The organism is Streptomyces sp. NPDC059037, from assembly GCF_042740015.1.
In the GTDB taxonomy this organism is placed as follows: Bacteria; Actinomycetota; Actinomycetes; order Streptomycetales; family Streptomycetaceae; genus Streptomyces.
On sequence record NZ_JBHYIG010000082.1, the window covers coordinates 16,892 to 32,126 of the forward strand.

Sequence of the window (15,235 nt, forward strand, 5' to 3'; positions counted from 1 at the left end):
GGCTTCCCGGCGGCCCGACCGGCTTGGGTACATCGGCGGCCAGGGCCCTCCTGCCACCGCGCGAGAACCAGGGCCGGTCCGCTCCCGCCCCCGCGGGCAAGCCCCGCGCCGGTGACCCGATTCCGGGCATCTACGTTCCGCCCGCCGTGCCGGCCGACCCGGCCAAGGTCGCCGAGGTGGACAGGCGACTCGAGGCCTGGGCCCATGAGCTCGACCTGTTTCCCCCTGAATGGGCGGGGGACTTCGCCGGGTTCCAGACCGGCCGTGCGGTCGTCCTGCAACACCCTGGCGCAGTCGACCTGGAGCACCTCGTCGTCGCGGGCAAACTCCTTGTCGCGGAGAACGTCGTCGACGACTGCTACTGCGAGGACTACGGCGGATCCCCCGTCGGCCTGGGCGGGCGGCTCATCATCGCGCAGAGCGCCCTGGACCCCCTGCACACCGCGGACGGCTACCAACAGCAGTGGCAGGAGGGCCTTGCCGCGGACGCTCCGCTGCGCTCCTACGACTCCGCGATCCGGGCCTACCGGGACATCGCCACTCCCAGCCAGGTCACCCGGTTCGTCCACGACATGGCGCGCCTGCACCTGGGGTACCTCGCCGAGGCCGCCTGGGCGCAGACCCGCACCACCCCACCGGTGTGGAAGTACCTGGTGATGCGGCAGTTCAACAACTTCCGGCCCTGCCTGTCCATCGTGGACGCCATGGACGGTTACGAGCTGCCCGAGCCGCTCTACTCCCGCCCTGAAGTCCAGCGCGTCACCGCGCTGGCCTGCAACGCCACCACGCTCGTCAACGACCTGTACTCCTTCACCAAGGAGATGGCCGTCGACGAGCACCACCTGAACCTGCCGGTCGTGATCGCCGCCGAGGAGCAACGCGGCCTCAAGGACGCCTACTTGAAGGCCGTCGAGATCCACAACGAGATCATGCACGCCTTCGAGGACGAATCCTCCCTCCTGGCCGCCGCGGACCCGGTCCTGGCCCGGTACACCACCAGCCTCGAGGCCTGGGTCGCAGGCAATCACGAATGGCACCAGACCAACACCTACCGCTACTCCCTGCCCAACTACTGGTGAGAGAAGGCAACCACCGCATGACCACCACAGCGCACCGCGCCAGCGTGGCAGCCGCCCCGGCCATCAGCCCCTACCAGGAGTCGGTGGCCGACTACTGGAACCGCGAGGAGAACCCCGTCAACCTCCGCCTTGGCGAGGTCGACGGCTTCTACCATCACCACTACGGAATTGGCGACGTCGACTGGTCGGTCCTGCAGGGCCCTCAGGGCACCCGCGACGAGCGCATCATCGCCGAACTGCACCGTCTGGAGTGCGCCCAGGCCGACTTGCTCGCCGACCACCTCGGCGCCGTCACCCCCAGCGACCGTCTCCTGGACTCCGGTTGCGGCCGCGGCGGCGGCAGCCTGGTCGCCAACAAGCGGTTCAGCTGTCACGTCGACGGGATCTCCATCTCCGAGACCCAGGTGGCCTTCGCCACCACGCAGGCCAAGAAGCGCGGCGTGGACGACAAGGTGAGCTTCCACCTCAAGAACATGCTCGACACCGGCTTCGGCACCGGCTCGTTCCGCGGCATCTGGAACAACGAGTCCACGATGTACGTCGACCTGTCGGCCCTGTTCGCCGAGTACGCCCGCCTCGTCGCCCGCGGCGGCCGGTACGTCACCATCACCGGCTGCTACAACGACACATACGGTCTGCCCTCCCGCGAGGTCTCGACGATCAACGCCCACTACATCTGCGATATTCACCCCCGCTCCGCCTATTTCAGGGAGATGGCGAACAACCGGTTCGTGCCGATCAGCGTGGTGGACCTCACCGCGGCGACCATCCCGTACTGGGAGTTGCGCGCCAAGTCCTCCCTGGCCACCGGCATCGAGGAAGCGTTTCTGACCGCGTACAAGAACGGCAGCTTCCAGTACCTGCTGATCGCCGCCGACCGGATCTGATCCGCCGACTGCTTGTGGGACGCACCCGGGACTCTCGGGCCGCGTCCCGCAGCACCCCCGCCAAGAGGTTCGGATAGGAGAGTCTGTTCCCCGATGGATCTTGAACTGGCCGAGTGGGTACCGGACTTGCTCGCCAAGAGGAAGCCCAACACCCCCGACGACAGGTCCGGCGGCACAGACTCCGATGGGGAGGCCGCACAGGGCCGCCTCGCGGACGAAGTTGAGTCACCCGACGACCGACTCCACCACGGGACCACCGAACGTCCTCCCGCCCGCACAGTCCAGCCGATCGATGACGGCGCCCCCCGCGGCGGCTGACGATCGAGCACCGGAGCCCGCTCTCGCAGTCCTACCCCCTCCTCGACCTCCCGGATGACTCATCCGAGGAGACAACCCGATGGCGTACGCCCTGTGGCGACCAGGCCAGGCCGATTCCGGGACGACGACGCTCGGCGACGGCACGCTCCTGGGCCGCTATCAGATCGTGGGCCCCACGGTGAACATCGCGATGCGGTTCACGTGGGGTGCCACCTCGACGCAGTCCGTCACCGACGCCAACTGGTCGTTCTCCCTGCCGGTTGCTCCGTACACCGCCGACGGCAACACCTGGCAGCCGCTGGAGGCCTGGATCTTCGACACCTCCGCCTCGGCGCGCTGGCAGGCCTCGGCCTACGTCAACGCCAGCACGCAGACCCTGACCGCGATCGTCGTCAATGGCGACGGCGGGTTCATGGACAGCCCGGAGATGCCTTCCCAGACCGCCAGCAGCACGACCACCGTGCAGCCCGGCAATACCGCGTGGGCCGTCGGGGACCGCCTCAACATCTGGGGCTCCTACGAGGCCGCCTCCTGGACGCGGCCGGGCTCGCACGAACGGACGGTTCGGTTACCGCAGACGGACCATGATCGTTTTATCTGTATGCCGGACTGGTGAGGCCTGGGACTCGAAAGGTCAGTTCCCTCGCCAGGAGGTACCCCATGCGTATGCGCACCCTCTTCGCCAGCGTCACGCTCGCCACAGTCACCATCATCGGCGGGGCCGGCACCGCCGGCGCCGACGATGGCCCCGGCCCCGGCGCCGACGCCACCCGCCAGCAGCCGACGTCGCTCCAGAAGGAGGTGCTCTGCGGACTCGTTAGCGTCGGCTCGGCATTCGACAATTCCACCACCACGCCCCGCTGCTGACGACCCGTAGATCTCTGGGCCCTTGCCACCCATCCGCTGAGTTCCCACCCCCTAGCCCCGTACCTGATCAGGTGCGGGGCTTTCTCATGTCTGGAGATCCCATGGCTCCACCACTGTCCGCGTCCGCGTTCCTCGACGCGCTCCGCGACGAGGGCGTGCGCGTCGTCGAGGTCGACGACTGGCAGCACCACAACCGCAACCACAAGGGCGCCTGGGGCCCCGTGCACGGCGTGATGATCCACCACACCGTCACGTCCGGCTCGGCCCGCACGGCCGCCATCTGCCGCGACGAGCACTCCTCGCTGCCCGGCCCGCTGTGCCATGGCGTCATCACGAAGGACGGGCGGGTGCACCTCGTCGGCTACGGCCGCGCCAACCACGCAGGGTTGGGCGACGACGACGTGCTCCGCGCGGTCATCGCCGAGCGCGCGCTCCGTGCCGACAACGAGGCGAACACCGACGGCAACCGGCACTTCTACGGGTACGAGTGCGAGAACCTCGGCGACGGCGAGGATCTGTGGCCCAAGGCTCAGGTCGAGGCGATCGTGCGGGCCTCGGCAGCGATCTGCCGCCGTCACGGCTGGACTGCCGCGTCCGTGATCCGGCATCTCGACTGGCAGCCCGGCAAGGTCGACCCGCGCGGGCCCGGACTCGACTGGGCCGACATCCACAAGCGCGTGGACGAGCGCCTCAAGCACCCCGCCTCGTGGTCGCCGGGCGGTACCTCGACCTACACCGTCCGCAAGGACGACACCCTCTCTGCGATCGCCAAGGCCAAGCTCGGCGACGCCAACAGGTGGCCCGAGATCGCCGAGTTGAACACCCTCAAGAACCCCGACGACATCCGCGTCGGACAGAAGCTCAAGCTCCCCAAGAAGTGAGGTAGACCCGTGATGACTTCCGCTTTCTGGAGGGCGACCGCCGAGCGCGTCGTGCGGACATTCGCGCAGTCGCTCGCCGCAGTGCTCACCGCCGGCGCAACGGACCTCCTGTCCGTTCCCTGGGAGAGCGCGCTCGGCACCGCTGGGCTCGCGGCCGTGCTCGCACTTCTCACAGCAGTTGCGACGAGCGGCGGCATGGAGGGGCCGGGACTGACTGAGACGGTGAGGGTGCGCGAGTGACGGCGCAGGACCCCGGCGTCTTCATCAGCTCGGCGCAGATGTACCAGGAGATGAGACCCCTGCGCGATGCCGTAACGCGGGTGGATTCCAAGCTCGATGGGCTCGCCGGACAGGCCGCGAATATCCAGGATCACGAGACCCGCATCCGCACCCTGGAGCGCGGGAGGTGGCCGCTGCCCACGATCGCCACCCTCGCCGGTGTGGCAGGCGCCGTTACTGGTGCGGTGTCACTGCTTGCACGCTGACTTGGACCCCTCTCGCCTTCGGGCGGGAGGGGTCCATCTCTGTGTCCGAAGGCCGCGCCCTCCCACCCCTGTCTGACGTGTTTGGGCCTGCGGACGTACACGGGCCGCTGCCCCTCGCTGGCTGCACGATCGGCCTCGCTCCGCATTTCCGGAACTGTACGAAGCATTCGGTCACTGATCAGAGTTCGGCTCTCTGGCGCACCGGCAGACACACTGGCCACATACTGGAATCGGCCCTTCCGTTTCCCGGCCTAACTTCGCACTCGCACGCCCATAGACCGAGTTCTGCGACGTCAGAAGGCCGGATGGGCGATATGAGCACGACACGCAAGAGCCCATTTGAGCCATCAGGCCAGAACGTGCCGTCCAAGCTCGTCCACCTGCGCCATGATCGATTGAGTTCAAGATCCCGGGGCCAGCCGGGAAGCACACAACAAGGGGGAAGATACTTTGCTCCGCACAAAAGCCACCGCAATAGCAATTTCCGGTATCACGGCTCTCGGCCTTTGGGTCGTTCCGGTGACAGCGAATGCCGCACCGGGTGATGTTCAGGCATCAACCGGATTCAACACCGGAGGCAAGGGGGGCGACCGCGCCCGCGGCTGCAAGATTGCCGTTGAGCCCCCAAACTTCTTGCAGCATGGCGGCAAGAAGATCTACGCATCCGCAGGCGTCCAAGCCTGCACGCAGACTCCGTACGCGTGCCGCATGACCGTTTCCATCATGAGGGGGTCCCACACGATTGCCCACAAGGACACTAGGTGGGGGCGGAGGTGTGGCATCCACGGAAAAGTTAGTCACAAATGCACAGACATCATCAGCAAGCACCGCTACTACACCGAGGCGACCCTTGCAATTGTGTGGGACAGGGGAGGGTCCGACCACGGCTCCGAGGTAGAGCACAGCAGTAAGAAGTCACTGTACTGCGGGTGAAGGCCATGAAGGAGAGCGGCAGGAGGAGGTGAGCAGAATATCCTACTCCTGCCCTCCTCTATTCTCGGAACTCTAGTATCAATTCCATCCATCGCAGCTAGCGCTCTTCCCTGCCGCCAGCCAACCCGAAGCCCTCACTAGTCCTCAATGGCATCTTGAACTACGGCAACCTCCTTATCGCTAGCTTGCACATAGAACTCGTTACCCTCCGGGTCAGCCATCAGTGTCAGGCCAAGGCCGAACCCGCGATGCTGCCAGCCCTGTTTCACGACGTTCGCACCCAACGCCTGAAGCCGTTCAACCTCTTCGACAAGCGAACGCTGCTGAGGATTTAGGTGCAGTCGCACGCAGTTCGTGGCGCCTTGGCTGCGCCCTTCTTTGAGGTACAGCAACACGTCACTGCCAGGAAACGGCACATTCACCCCGTCACTACCCGGCCCCATTTCGGTCTGAAGCGCCGCGCTCCAGAACTGGCCGAGTTGGATGGGATCGACACATTCGATCTCCACGACACGGAGGGCTACAGACATACCGAGGGCTCCTGCCAAATCTGCGCAATGATCTCGATCACGGCTTTCTGGTGGTACTTGAGGGTGTCCCAAACTATGCTCCTCTGATTCTTTCCCCGCTCTCGCCTTCGGGTGGGAGGGGGCCTTTCCTCATGCCCCGTCGAGCAGCTGCTTCGCGGCTCCTAGCGCGAGATCCCAGGGGTATCCCTTGGGCTGCCCGGACCCCGGCGGGTTGGGCACGAACCCGCCCTCGCCGTACAGGACCGTCACGCCCTGCTCCCGTAGTTCCACAACGCTTCGATCCAACTGGCGGTGTTGGGCGTACGCGGCGTTCACGCAGGGCATCGCCACGGTTGGAATTTGTTTGCCGATGCCCTCGGCGACGACGCCGACGACGAACGATGACGTGAGGCCCAGGGCCCACGAGTTGATGCTGTTGAACGTCGCCGGGGCGAACAAGATGACGTCTGCCTTCGGCCACACGTCCGGCTCGCCAGGGAGCTTGTACTCGCTGCGTACCGGGTGCCCGGTGAGGGAAGCCAGGTCGTCCAGGCTCTCGTCGAGCCACTGGGCTGCCGTCGGGGTCAATCCGAGGCAAACATCCCACCCGTCTGCCTGTGCCGTTTCGATCACCGACGCCGCTTGAAAGACGGGGGGCGCGGCCGAGCCGAAGAGGTACAGCGTCCGTGAGGTCATGGCTCCATCCCACCTTGCGTGGTTGACCACATGCAACTGCCCCTGATCCAGGTGGATCAAGGGCAGATATCGGTCCAGCGCCACGTAGCGCGGGTACCGTTCCAGATGGTGAGTCAGGAACGGAGTTCCAGTATGCCCAGAGACGACCATCCCGGGGCCCGGATCGCGAAGCAACGGAAGTTGGCTGGCTACACACAGCGTGGTCTGGCTTTGAAGATCGGCTACTCGTACAGCTACGTCCACCAGGTCGAGGGTGGGCATAAGGCAGCCGGTCCGGACTTCACCGCGGCATGTGCTCGGGCGCTGCACGTCGACGTCACCGCCCTGACAGGACAGCCCTACATGACCGAGTTGCAACAGGATCGTCTTGCCGAGTTGATTCGGCCCATCCGCGAATCGCTCGATCTGTACGACCTTGGGGCCGATCCCGATGTTGCCACCCGTGAGGCGCCCCAACTTGTGGAAGCAGCAGGAGCCTTGTGCGAGCAGGTGCGCGCGACCCAGCTCAACAAGGCCGCCCGAACACTGCCTCGCCTGATCAGCGAGATTACGACGGCCGCCTACCGCACACCCTCCACCGAACTATGGGCCGCGCTCGGCTCCACCTACCGCACTGCTCACGACGTCACCGTCAAGCTCGGCTTCTACGACCTGTCCACCATCGCGCTGGACCGCATGGAGTGGGCGGCACAACGCGCGTCTGACCCTGTCCTCTCCGCCGTCCGCCAGTACATGCGTGGCCTCGTCTACCACCGCGAGGGCGAGCACACCATCGGGCTGCGCTTGGTGGACGCCGGCCACTTCCTCCTTGACCAAGGGGAGGAAACTCCGGAAGCCCTCGCCGTGTCCGGGCAACTGCACCTCGGCGCCACCGTGATTGCCGCCCGCGCGCGCGACGCCGACAGGGTGCAGACCCACCTGGCCGAGGCGAAGACGATCGTCGACCGTATCGGCGACATGAGCCATGTGCACTGGCTTTCGTTCGGTCCCACGAACTGGTCGGCTCACGAGCTGTCCGCGTTCACCGAGATGGGCAAGTACGGCAAGGCCGTGGAGAAAGCACGGAAGTTGAAGATCCCCGACTCATGGCCCACCTCCCGGCGCGCTCACGTATGGATCGACCGCGGACGGTCGGAGATGGAGACCGGCCGCAGTGAGGCTGCGCTCAGCTCCATCGCGGAAGCCCGCAAGCTGGCACCACAGCAGACCCGCTACCACCCCGGAGCACGAGCAACGATCGAGGGATTGATCCACCAGCAGCGCCGGACACCCGACGCCTTGGGCTACATGTCCTCGTGGCTCGGGCTGTGACAGCCGGTGTCACTGAAGAGTGACAGTTAGCGTCCTTGCACGTCATCACCCTGGTCTCAGACCTGATCGACGCTGATGACGGCAGGGGCAGACGGTGGATGCGCAGCAGACAGAGAGAGCCGCAGAGTGGCTGGCGAGGGCGCAACAGGAACCCGGTCACGCCTGGCACGAATGGGCCGAGACAGGCGTCGCTCTGCTCCCGCTCGGCCGCCGTTTCGTAGCGCCCCGCCTTGCTGAAGCCCTCGTCCACGCCGCTGTAGGAAGCCGGGCTCCGGGCGCAGTCGCTACGTGCCTGGAGGAGCTCCTCGACGGCCCGGTCATTTACGACGACCGCACCATGGGCGGAACGTACTACCCCCTGATGTGCCCTCTCCACGGGCAGGTGTGGGAGCACCAGCGCGTCGCGCCGCTCCTGGCGAAGGGAACCTATCTCGGGGTGCCCCGCATCGGCAGGAAGCCGCCCGGCACGCACTGGGCCGTGCCACCGCGCCGCGCAGGAGACCTGTGCGAACCCGCCGCCGTAGAAGTGCTCATCACCCTCGCCTGCACCGCTGCCAGGCAGGCAGAGCAATGAACACGCAGGCTTCGCTCACCTCCTCGCGCGTCGTCGAAGAGGTCTACGGCCGCTACGTCCAGCACCTCATGGGCTGTCCCCGATGCCGCCGAGGGGCGCCGTGCCGCAAGGGCACGCAGAAGCGCATCGTATGGCGGGCAGCACGCCACGCGATGGCCGGGATCACGCCCCCGGCACAACCCAAGGGCTCCCGCCGGTCCACCGGCGGGCTGTAAGCCCCCTCGCCCCGAGAAGCGCTCTGCGTCGCGCTCATCCACTCGGGGCGAGGGACGCCCTATCCACCCACTCAATCAGGAGGTGCCGCATGGGCACGCTCACCAACGGCAAGACCACCATCCCCTACGCACAGCACACCGCGCCCGGCCTGAACTGGCGCAAGGCAGGCCGCACCGACCTCGACCCGATCCTGAAGGAATGCGTGATCCTCGCGGCGGCCCCGGATGCGAAGGGCCACCCGCACCACAGCATCCCCGACGGCACCCGAATGATCGCCATCAGCGACGACAAGGACCCCAAGTCGCCGGTGCTGCTCATGTCCCGACTGGAGATCAGCAAGTTCTTTGATGGGGTGATCGCGGGTGAGTTCGACGAGTTCCGTGCGAGCGAGGACGACCTCCAGGCAGCCTCAGCCAGCGCCACCGCCTGAGAAGGTACCGGTGGCGGAGGTTCAACCGCCGCGCGACAACCGGGCCTCGCTCGAAGGCGGGCGGGTGTGCGACAAGCACACGGGCGAGCCGTGCGAGGCCTACCTCTCGTGGTCGGGGGTCTACATCTGCCCCATCTGCACACCGCTGGGGCGGAACCCCGAGCACACACGGCAGATCGTCCTCCGCGCAAACCGGCAGATGAACGGGCCGTACTGGATCGAGCGAGGACCGGTCACCTAGTCCCCGTGGCTCATACCCAGCCCATCGCCGAGCCCCCGCCGCCGGCCGTGTCGTCGGCTGGAGGCGGGACGGGGGGCGGCCGCTCAGAGGTGAGCGCGGGGAGCGGCCGCCTACCCCCTGTTCATCGAGTGGAGAACCATGACCAACTCAGCAGGCCCGCCGGGGGTTTCCCACCCTCGTCCAGGCCCCGAAGTACTGCGCGTCCCATGCGCGCCATGTCTGCGTCTGCTCCTCACTACAGACCCGACAGAGCCCCATGACTGCACGCTCGGCACTGCCCTCGCCATCGAAGGCGAACGCCTCATCCTGGCGCCTGAGGACGGCTGCCCGTGCCCGTGCCAGGAGCAGGAGGAGAGCGAGGCGCTGCGGGCAGCGCGCGCCGAGGCTCGCGGCGTGCCGGTGCCCGGTCGCCCGCTCGTCGAGCCCCTCCGCGAGGGATGACCCAGGCTCCCCGCCGCCAGCTTGGAGAGGCTGTGCGGCGGGAGAGAGGGGCGGCCGCCCGCTCCGACTGCCTCACGGGTGGCCGCCTCGTACTTCACACGGGGCGCGAACGGAATGCAGCTGCACGTGCGCCATACACGCTTTCGACGTATGCCCTTACTTGAGAGGGTGTCGAGGCCCAGGTGACGTTAGTTGACTAGTTGCCCGATGCGGGTCCGGCGTGGCGAAGAAGTGAAGATACGTCTACGGCCCTGCGGCATATGCCTTACGCCGCAGGGCTGGCTGTAGTGTGAAGTAATCGAACGCGTGTTCACTCGTTTGGCTGATGACCTAGGGTCGCGTGGCTGTTACACATGAGGTGAGCCCGCACCCATGGGCGTGCTGGGTCGTCTCATAGTGGTGCCCCCCCTCTGTGACGGCCCGGCACTAGGGACCGCCCCTCACGCGCTTTGCGCACGGGGGGCGGTCTGCTGCCCCTGCCCCTTCGAGTGGCCCCCGACCTGCGGCAACGCGTAGATCATTTAGGGGTCATTTAGGGGTCATTTAGGGGCCGGACTCCAGCAGTGAGGGTGTAGCGAGACTGTCTGAGGGTGTAGCCAGGGTGCACACAACTAAGGCCCAGGGCCGGAGACTTGCTCCGTGACCTGGGCCTTTGTCGTTCTGGCTTGGTGCCCCCGGCAGGATTCGAACCTGCGACACCCGCTTTAGGAGAGCGGTGCTCTATCCCCTGAGCTACGAAGGCGGGGGTCCGTGGGTGATCTTGCTTGGTTAGCCCACTGACCGGTGACAGCCTAGCGGATCGTGCTGTGCGGGTGCGCCCCGGTTGGGGAGGACGTAGTCGTAGGTGGCCGGCTCCGGCGTCAGGCGAGCCAGTGGCCGTCTCGCATCAGGTCTCGGCCCTGCAGCTCGTTCGCCTCTCGCCAGGCCTGGATGCGGCGTGGGCGGATCAGGAAGTACTGGTAGGGGGTGTCCAGCTTGCGTGGGTCGAAGCCCGTTTTTGTTGCGAACGCGTCGCTCGTCCCTGGGGTGAGGTCGGCGACGTCCACCGGTTCCGCCGTGCCGTCCACGATCACGACGTCGCGGGTCGGGCCGATGCCCAGCCGTACTCCGCCGTCCGTGAGGAGGTTTCGGGCGGTGATTGAGGCGCGGGGCGTTGAGATGAGGAACGCGGTGCCGTCCCAGAAGTACGAGAGCGGGATGAGGTGGACACCCGGGGAGCCCGGCGTCGCTACCCAGAGGTCCACGTCGCTCTCCAGCCTCGCGCGGGTGTCCCGCAGCCTCTCCTCGAGCCCACGTGGCGGTACGGCTGCCATGCGCTGTCCTTCCGTTGCGAAATTGGCGTCAGTTGGTCGGGGTCAGGGATGGTGCGGGTTCCCAGGTGAAGCCGTCCGGGTCTGTGAACGGTCCCGTCGTGCTGCCCAGTACTACGCGGTGCGAGCCGGTGCCGTCCGCCGGGACGCCTACGTCCTTGGCCAGGGCCCGGCGTCCGTACAGGGCCAGCTTGACGGGGCTTGAACCGGTCGCGAACTCCGCGTACTTGCGGCCGAAGCTCTTTGTCACCGAGAGGCCGTGGGTGATGTAGAACTGCTTGCTCTCCGCCACGTCCGTCGCGCCCAGCAGGAGCACCATCTCGTTGAACTTCCGGGTGGCCGGGGCGGTGTCCTTCTTGGATGACGTGGCGATCTTCCAGATCGTTCCGTCGGGGGCCTGTACGACGCCGCCGTAGCCCCAGAAGGACTTCGCGGCGGGCTTCAGTGGGGTGGCGCCGGCGTCGAGGGCGGCGGTTATGAGGGCCCGTACGTCGGCCGGCTGGGACGCCGTGAGGGAGAGGGAGAAACCGCGGAAGCCGGTTGTCGGGGTCTCGGAGGCGGGGCGCAGGGCTATGTGCGTGGCCAGACCGAAGGCTGTGTAGAAGTCGGTGGCGGCCGTCAGGTCGGCCACCTCCAGGGTGACGGATTCGATGGAGTTCATGTCCGTCACGCTAGGTCTGGCGTGGGCGCCGGGGCTTCTCGAATCCTGACCGGTGTGTGCGTGGTTCCGGTCCCCTTCGCGTGTTCTGTGCGTCGGCTCATCACGTACGCGTACGGCGACTGGCCGTAGGCGAGGTGGAACTGGCGGCTCAGGTGTCCGGGCGGCATGTTCGCTTCGCGCGCGAGTGCCTCGATGTTCAGGGGCTGCGGGTAGTCGCGGTCGATCCGGTCGCGTATGCGGCGCAGGCGGGCCAGTTCGGTCAGGTGGTGCGCGGCGGTGCGTTCGCGTGACCATGCGGGGTGGCACATGGAGGACCCCCTTCAGATCGGTCAGCCAGATCGGTCAGCCAGATCGGTCAGCCAGATCGGTCAGTCAGATCGGTCAGCGGAGTTCTTGGATGCGGATCATGTTGCCCGCCGGGTCGCGGAAGGCGCAGTCGCGTACGCCGTACGGCTGCTCGGTCGGCTCCTGGACGACCTCGGCGTTCGCGGCCGCCTGGACCTTCGCGAAAGTGCCGTCGAGGTCCCGGGTGGCCAGCAGGATCCAGCCGTAGGTGCCCTTGGCCATCATCTCGGTGATGGTGCGGCGCTCGGCCTCGGTGATCCCGGGGTCGGCGGCCGGCGGCGCCAGGAGGATGGACGTGCCGGGCTGGTCGACGGGGCCGACCGTGATCCAGCGCATCTTGCCCTGGCCTACGTCGCTGCGGACCTCGAAGCCGAGGGCGTCGCGGTAGAAGGCCACGGACGCGTCCGGGTCGTCGTGCGGGAGGGCCGTCGTGTGAATGGTGATGTCCATGGCTGGAACGTTAGCGGCGGCCCGGTGAGCGGGGCTTCTTGAATCCTGATCCGTTCGGGTAGGCGTAAGGCCGTAAGGCCGTAGACCGTGATTCCGTCAGGCGCCGCCGCCGCCGCCGCCGCCACCACCACCGCTCACCGCGTGCAGCCGCAGTGCCAGCTGGATCTCCAGGGAGCGCTCGGGGGTCTGCCAGTCGGGGCCCAGCAACTGGGCTATCCGGTCCAGGCGTTGGACCACCGTGTTCACGTGGACGTGCAGGGCTTCCTTCGCCTTGGACTGGCTCGCGCCCGCGGCGAAGTAGGCCCGCAGGGTGTGGATCAGTTCCGTGCCGCGCTTTGCGTCGTAGTCCAGGACCGGGCCCAGTGTTCGGCGTACGTAGGAGTCCAGGTCCGTGTCGTCGCCTAGGAGTACGCCCAGGAAGCCGAGGTCCGGCAGATCCGCGCCCTGGCCCGTGTGGCCCAGGGCGCGCAGGGCCGAGAGACAGCGCAAAGCCTCGGTGTGGGCCTGGGCGAGGGCCGCCGGGCCGGTGGCGGGGCCCGCGGCGCCGACCGTCACCGGGGATCCGGTGGTGTGGGTCAGGTCGGCGGAGAGTGCGCGGGCGCAGGAGGCCGTGTCGGTGGTGGGGAGTACCAGGACCACGTGGTCGTGGTGCAGGCCGGACAGGCCCTGGCGGGCGCGGGCCGCGCGGGCCGCCGCGTTGAGCAGGGACTGCCGGGGCGTCGACTCGCCGTGGGCGATGAACACCGAGTGGGGGAGGGCCAGGTCGACGTTCAGTTTGCGGGCCCGCGCGGTCAGGCGGCCCGGAGTGCCGGTGAGGGACAGCAGGTCGCCGAGCAGCTCGCCGCGTACGCGGTCCTCGGCCTCGGCCGCCGAGCGGCGAAGGAGCAGGAGCAGGGCGGTGACGACTCCGGCGCGTTCGAAGAGGCGGCGGTCCGCCTCGCCCAGGTCGGGCCGGTCGGTCAGGGCGATGCTGCCGAGCCGCTCCGGGCCCGCGAGGACCGCGCACACCCAGGTGCCGTCCTGCGGCACCGCACGGCCGCTGGCGCGCGAGGCGGCGACGGCCTTGGCCAGCGGCGTACGGGGTGTGGCGTCGACCCGCGCCAGTTCCGTGCCGTCCGCGTCGTGGATGAGGGTGCCGCCGCGCAGGAGTGCGCCGATGGCGGTGGCGACCTCCGTGAAGTCGCCGCCGCGCAGGACGAGATCGGTCAGACGGTCGTGCGCGTCCTCGGCGCGGCGCAGGGCCTCGCTGTGCGCGCGGATGGTCTGCGATGCCGCGTTCAGGTCGACGAGCGCGGCCCGGGTCTCCTCCATCCGGCGGGCGCTGTCGATGGCGATGGCCGCGTGGTCGGCTAGCGAGGAGAGGAGGGCGCCCTCGTCGGGCGTGAAGGTGCGGGCGGTGCGGTCGGCGGCGAAGAGTACGCCGATGACGTGGGTGCCCTGCCGCAGCGGTACGCCGAGGATGGCGTGCAGGCCTTCCTCCAGTACGGCGCTGTCGATGGTGGTGGTGTGCTGGAAGCGGGGGTCGACCTCGTAGTCGCCGGTGGCGTAGGGGCGGGCGGTCTGGGCGACGAGGCCGCCGAGCCCCTCGCCCATGCCGAGGCGCAGGTTCTGGAACGCGGCGGACACGGAGCCGTCGGTCACCCGCATGTAGGTGTCGCCCGCCGCGTCGTCGTTGAGGGACAGATACGCGACGTCGGTACGGAGCAGCAGCTTGGCCCGGTGCACGATGGCGCGGAGCACCGCGTCCAGGTCACGCAGCGCCGCGAGGTCGCCCGCGGTGTCGAACAGGGCGGTCAGCTCGGCCTCCCTGCGCTGGTGCTGGTTGAGGGTGCGCCGCACCCGCAGCGCGGTCTGCGTGGCCTCGTCGATGGCACCGAGGTCGGCAGCTGTGGCCCCCGCCGCGCGGGCGGTGACGGCCGGCCGCGCGAAGTGCTCGGCGGGGGCGTCACGGGCGAGCAGGTCGAGGAGCTCGCGCAGGGCGGATGCGGTGTGCGCGTGCCCGGCGGCGTCTGTGCGCTCCTGTCCGCTGCCGGTGGCTGTCGGTTTGGGGGTACGGCGACCGGCTTCTGCTGAGCTGCTGTGGGTGGCTGTCGGTTTCGGGGTGCGGCGACCGGCTTCTGCTGAGCCGCTGTCGGTGGCTGTCGGTTTGGGGATGGGGCCTGTGGTTTCGGCTGAGCCGATGTCGGTGACCGTTGGCTCAGGGGCGCAGTCTGTGGCTTGCGCCCAGCTACCGCTGTCGGCGACCGTCGGTTCGGGGGTGCGGCGACCGGCCTCTGCTGAGCCGCTGCCGGTGGCTGTCGGTTCGGGGGTGGAGCCTGCGGCTTCTGCTGAGCCGCCGTCGGTGACCGTGTCGGTGACCGCCGGCTCATGGGCGCGGTCTGTGGCATCCGCCCAGCTACCGCCGTCGGCGACCGTCGGCTCGGGGACGGGGCCTGCGGCTTCCGCCGAGCCGCTGCCGATGACCGTCGGTTCAGGGGCGCAGTCTGTGGCTTGCGCCGAGCTACCGCCGTCGGCGACCGTCGGTTCGGGGATGCGGCCACCGACATCCGCCGAGCCGCCGCCAGCACCCATCGACTCGGGAGCGCGCCCACCCCCGGTCTC

Annotated in this window: 20 protein-coding genes and 1 tRNA gene; 13 read left to right on the forward strand and 8 right to left on the reverse strand. The window is 68.0% G+C overall.

What is annotated here, in order from left to right; all coding sequences use genetic code 11:
• Nucleotides 1-23 precede the first annotated feature (23 nt).
• The 8 genes from ACFWY6_RS18890 (at nt 24) to ACFWY6_RS18925 (ending at nt 4,517) form a co-directional block, all read left to right on the forward strand.
• Nucleotides 24-1,079, forward strand: a complete 1,056-nt coding sequence (locus tag ACFWY6_RS18890; protein ID WP_384691520.1) for a family 2 encapsulin nanocompartment cargo protein terpene cyclase — start codon at nt 24-26, stop codon at nt 1,077-1,079.
• 17 nt (nt 1,080-1,096) lie between these two features.
• Entirely contained in the window at nt 1,097-1,966 is an 870-nt protein-coding gene (locus ACFWY6_RS18895) for a geranyl diphosphate 2-C-methyltransferase (RefSeq protein ID WP_384691472.1), read from the forward strand.
• Between the two features lie 93 nt (nt 1,967-2,059).
• On the forward strand, nt 2,060-2,284 hold the full coding sequence (locus tag ACFWY6_RS18900; protein ID WP_384691475.1) for a hypothetical protein: 225 nt from the start codon (nt 2,060-2,062) through the stop codon (nt 2,282-2,284).
• A gap of 79 nt (nt 2,285-2,363) precedes the next feature.
• On the forward strand, nt 2,364-2,900 hold the full coding sequence (locus ACFWY6_RS18905; protein ID WP_384691478.1) for a hypothetical protein: 537 nt from the start codon (nt 2,364-2,366) through the stop codon (nt 2,898-2,900).
• 44 nt (nt 2,901-2,944) lie between these two features.
• A complete protein-coding gene (locus ACFWY6_RS18910; protein WP_384691481.1) occupies nt 2,945-3,151 on the forward strand; it encodes a hypothetical protein in 207 nt (68 codons plus the stop codon).
• A 101-nt stretch (nt 3,152-3,252) separates the two neighbouring features.
• The gene (locus ACFWY6_RS18915) at nt 3,253-4,032 is read left to right on the forward strand and encodes an N-acetylmuramoyl-L-alanine amidase (protein WP_384691483.1); all 780 of its coding nucleotides are present in this window, start codon (nt 3,253-3,255) and stop codon (nt 4,030-4,032) included.
• A 12-nt stretch (nt 4,033-4,044) separates the two neighbouring features.
• Nucleotides 4,045-4,272: a holin gene (locus tag ACFWY6_RS18920; RefSeq protein ID WP_384691486.1), complete on the forward strand. Its 228-nt coding sequence runs from the start codon at nt 4,045-4,047 to the stop codon at nt 4,270-4,272.
• Nucleotides 4,269-4,517, forward strand: coding sequence for a hypothetical protein (locus tag ACFWY6_RS18925; RefSeq protein ID WP_384691488.1), 249 nt, complete (start codon nt 4,269-4,271; stop codon nt 4,515-4,517). Before ACFWY6_RS18920 ends, ACFWY6_RS18925 begins: the two co-directional genes overlap by 4 nt.
• A gap of 1,070 nt (nt 4,518-5,587) precedes the next feature.
• Here the strand turns inward: ACFWY6_RS18925 and ACFWY6_RS18930 are convergent.
• Nucleotides 5,588-5,980, reverse strand: a complete 393-nt coding sequence (locus ACFWY6_RS18930; protein ID WP_384691491.1) for a VOC family protein — start codon at nt 5,978-5,980, stop codon at nt 5,588-5,590.
• Nucleotides 5,981-6,109: 129 nt separating this feature from the next.
• Nucleotides 6,110-6,655: a flavoprotein gene (locus ACFWY6_RS18935; protein ID WP_384691523.1), complete on the reverse strand. Its 546-nt coding sequence runs from the start codon at nt 6,653-6,655 to the stop codon at nt 6,110-6,112.
• Between the two features lie 132 nt (nt 6,656-6,787).
• On the opposite strand from ACFWY6_RS18935, the gene ACFWY6_RS18940 reads away from it, so the two are divergent.
• From ACFWY6_RS18940 to ACFWY6_RS18960, 5 genes are all read left to right on the forward strand, one after another.
• Nucleotides 6,788-7,966 (forward strand): helix-turn-helix domain-containing protein, encoded by a 1,179-nt coding sequence (locus ACFWY6_RS18940; RefSeq protein ID WP_384691494.1) that lies wholly within the window; start codon nt 6,788-6,790, stop codon nt 7,964-7,966.
• A gap of 361 nt (nt 7,967-8,327) precedes the next feature.
• The gene (locus tag ACFWY6_RS18945) at nt 8,328-8,540 is read left to right on the forward strand and encodes a hypothetical protein (protein ID WP_384691497.1); all 213 of its coding nucleotides are present in this window, start codon (nt 8,328-8,330) and stop codon (nt 8,538-8,540) included.
• The gene (locus tag ACFWY6_RS18950) at nt 8,537-8,755 is read left to right on the forward strand and encodes a hypothetical protein (protein WP_384691500.1); all 219 of its coding nucleotides are present in this window, start codon (nt 8,537-8,539) and stop codon (nt 8,753-8,755) included. The genes ACFWY6_RS18945 and ACFWY6_RS18950 overlap by 4 nt, the downstream gene beginning before the upstream one ends.
• Nucleotides 8,756-8,844: 89 nt before the next feature.
• Entirely contained in the window at nt 8,845-9,186 is a 342-nt protein-coding gene (locus ACFWY6_RS18955) for a DUF397 domain-containing protein (RefSeq protein ID WP_384691503.1), read from the forward strand.
• A 10-nt stretch (nt 9,187-9,196) separates the two neighbouring features.
• On the forward strand, nt 9,197-9,427 hold the full coding sequence (locus tag ACFWY6_RS18960) for a hypothetical protein (RefSeq protein WP_384691507.1): 231 nt from the start codon (nt 9,197-9,199) through the stop codon (nt 9,425-9,427).
• Between the two features lie 1,107 nt (nt 9,428-10,534).
• Here ACFWY6_RS18960 and ACFWY6_RS18965 read toward each other — a convergent pair.
• The 6 genes from ACFWY6_RS18965 to ACFWY6_RS18990 form a co-directional block, all read right to left on the reverse strand.
• Nucleotides 10,535-10,610: transfer RNA gene (locus tag ACFWY6_RS18965), tRNA-Arg, on the reverse strand.
• A gap of 118 nt (nt 10,611-10,728) precedes the next feature.
• Nucleotides 10,729-11,181 carry a pyridoxamine 5'-phosphate oxidase family protein gene (locus ACFWY6_RS18970; RefSeq protein ID WP_384691509.1) on the reverse strand — a complete coding sequence of 151 codons (453 nt, stop codon included), beginning with the start codon at nt 11,179-11,181 and terminating at the stop codon, nt 10,729-10,731.
• Nucleotides 11,182-11,209: 28 nt separating this feature from the next.
• Nucleotides 11,210-11,839, reverse strand: a complete 630-nt coding sequence (locus tag ACFWY6_RS18975) for a glyoxalase (RefSeq protein WP_384691512.1) — start codon at nt 11,837-11,839, stop codon at nt 11,210-11,212.
• 5 nt (nt 11,840-11,844) lie between these two features.
• Entirely contained in the window at nt 11,845-12,147 is a 303-nt protein-coding gene (locus ACFWY6_RS18980) for a hypothetical protein (protein WP_384691515.1), read from the reverse strand.
• A gap of 73 nt (nt 12,148-12,220) precedes the next feature.
• On the reverse strand, nt 12,221-12,634 hold the full coding sequence (locus ACFWY6_RS18985) for a VOC family protein (protein ID WP_384691518.1): 414 nt from the start codon (nt 12,632-12,634) through the stop codon (nt 12,221-12,223).
• Nucleotides 12,635-12,730: 96 nt separating this feature from the next.
• Entirely contained in the window at nt 12,731-14,611 is a 1,881-nt protein-coding gene (locus ACFWY6_RS18990; RefSeq protein WP_384691526.1) for a helix-turn-helix domain-containing protein, read from the reverse strand.
• Nucleotides 14,612-15,235 lie beyond the last annotated feature (624 nt).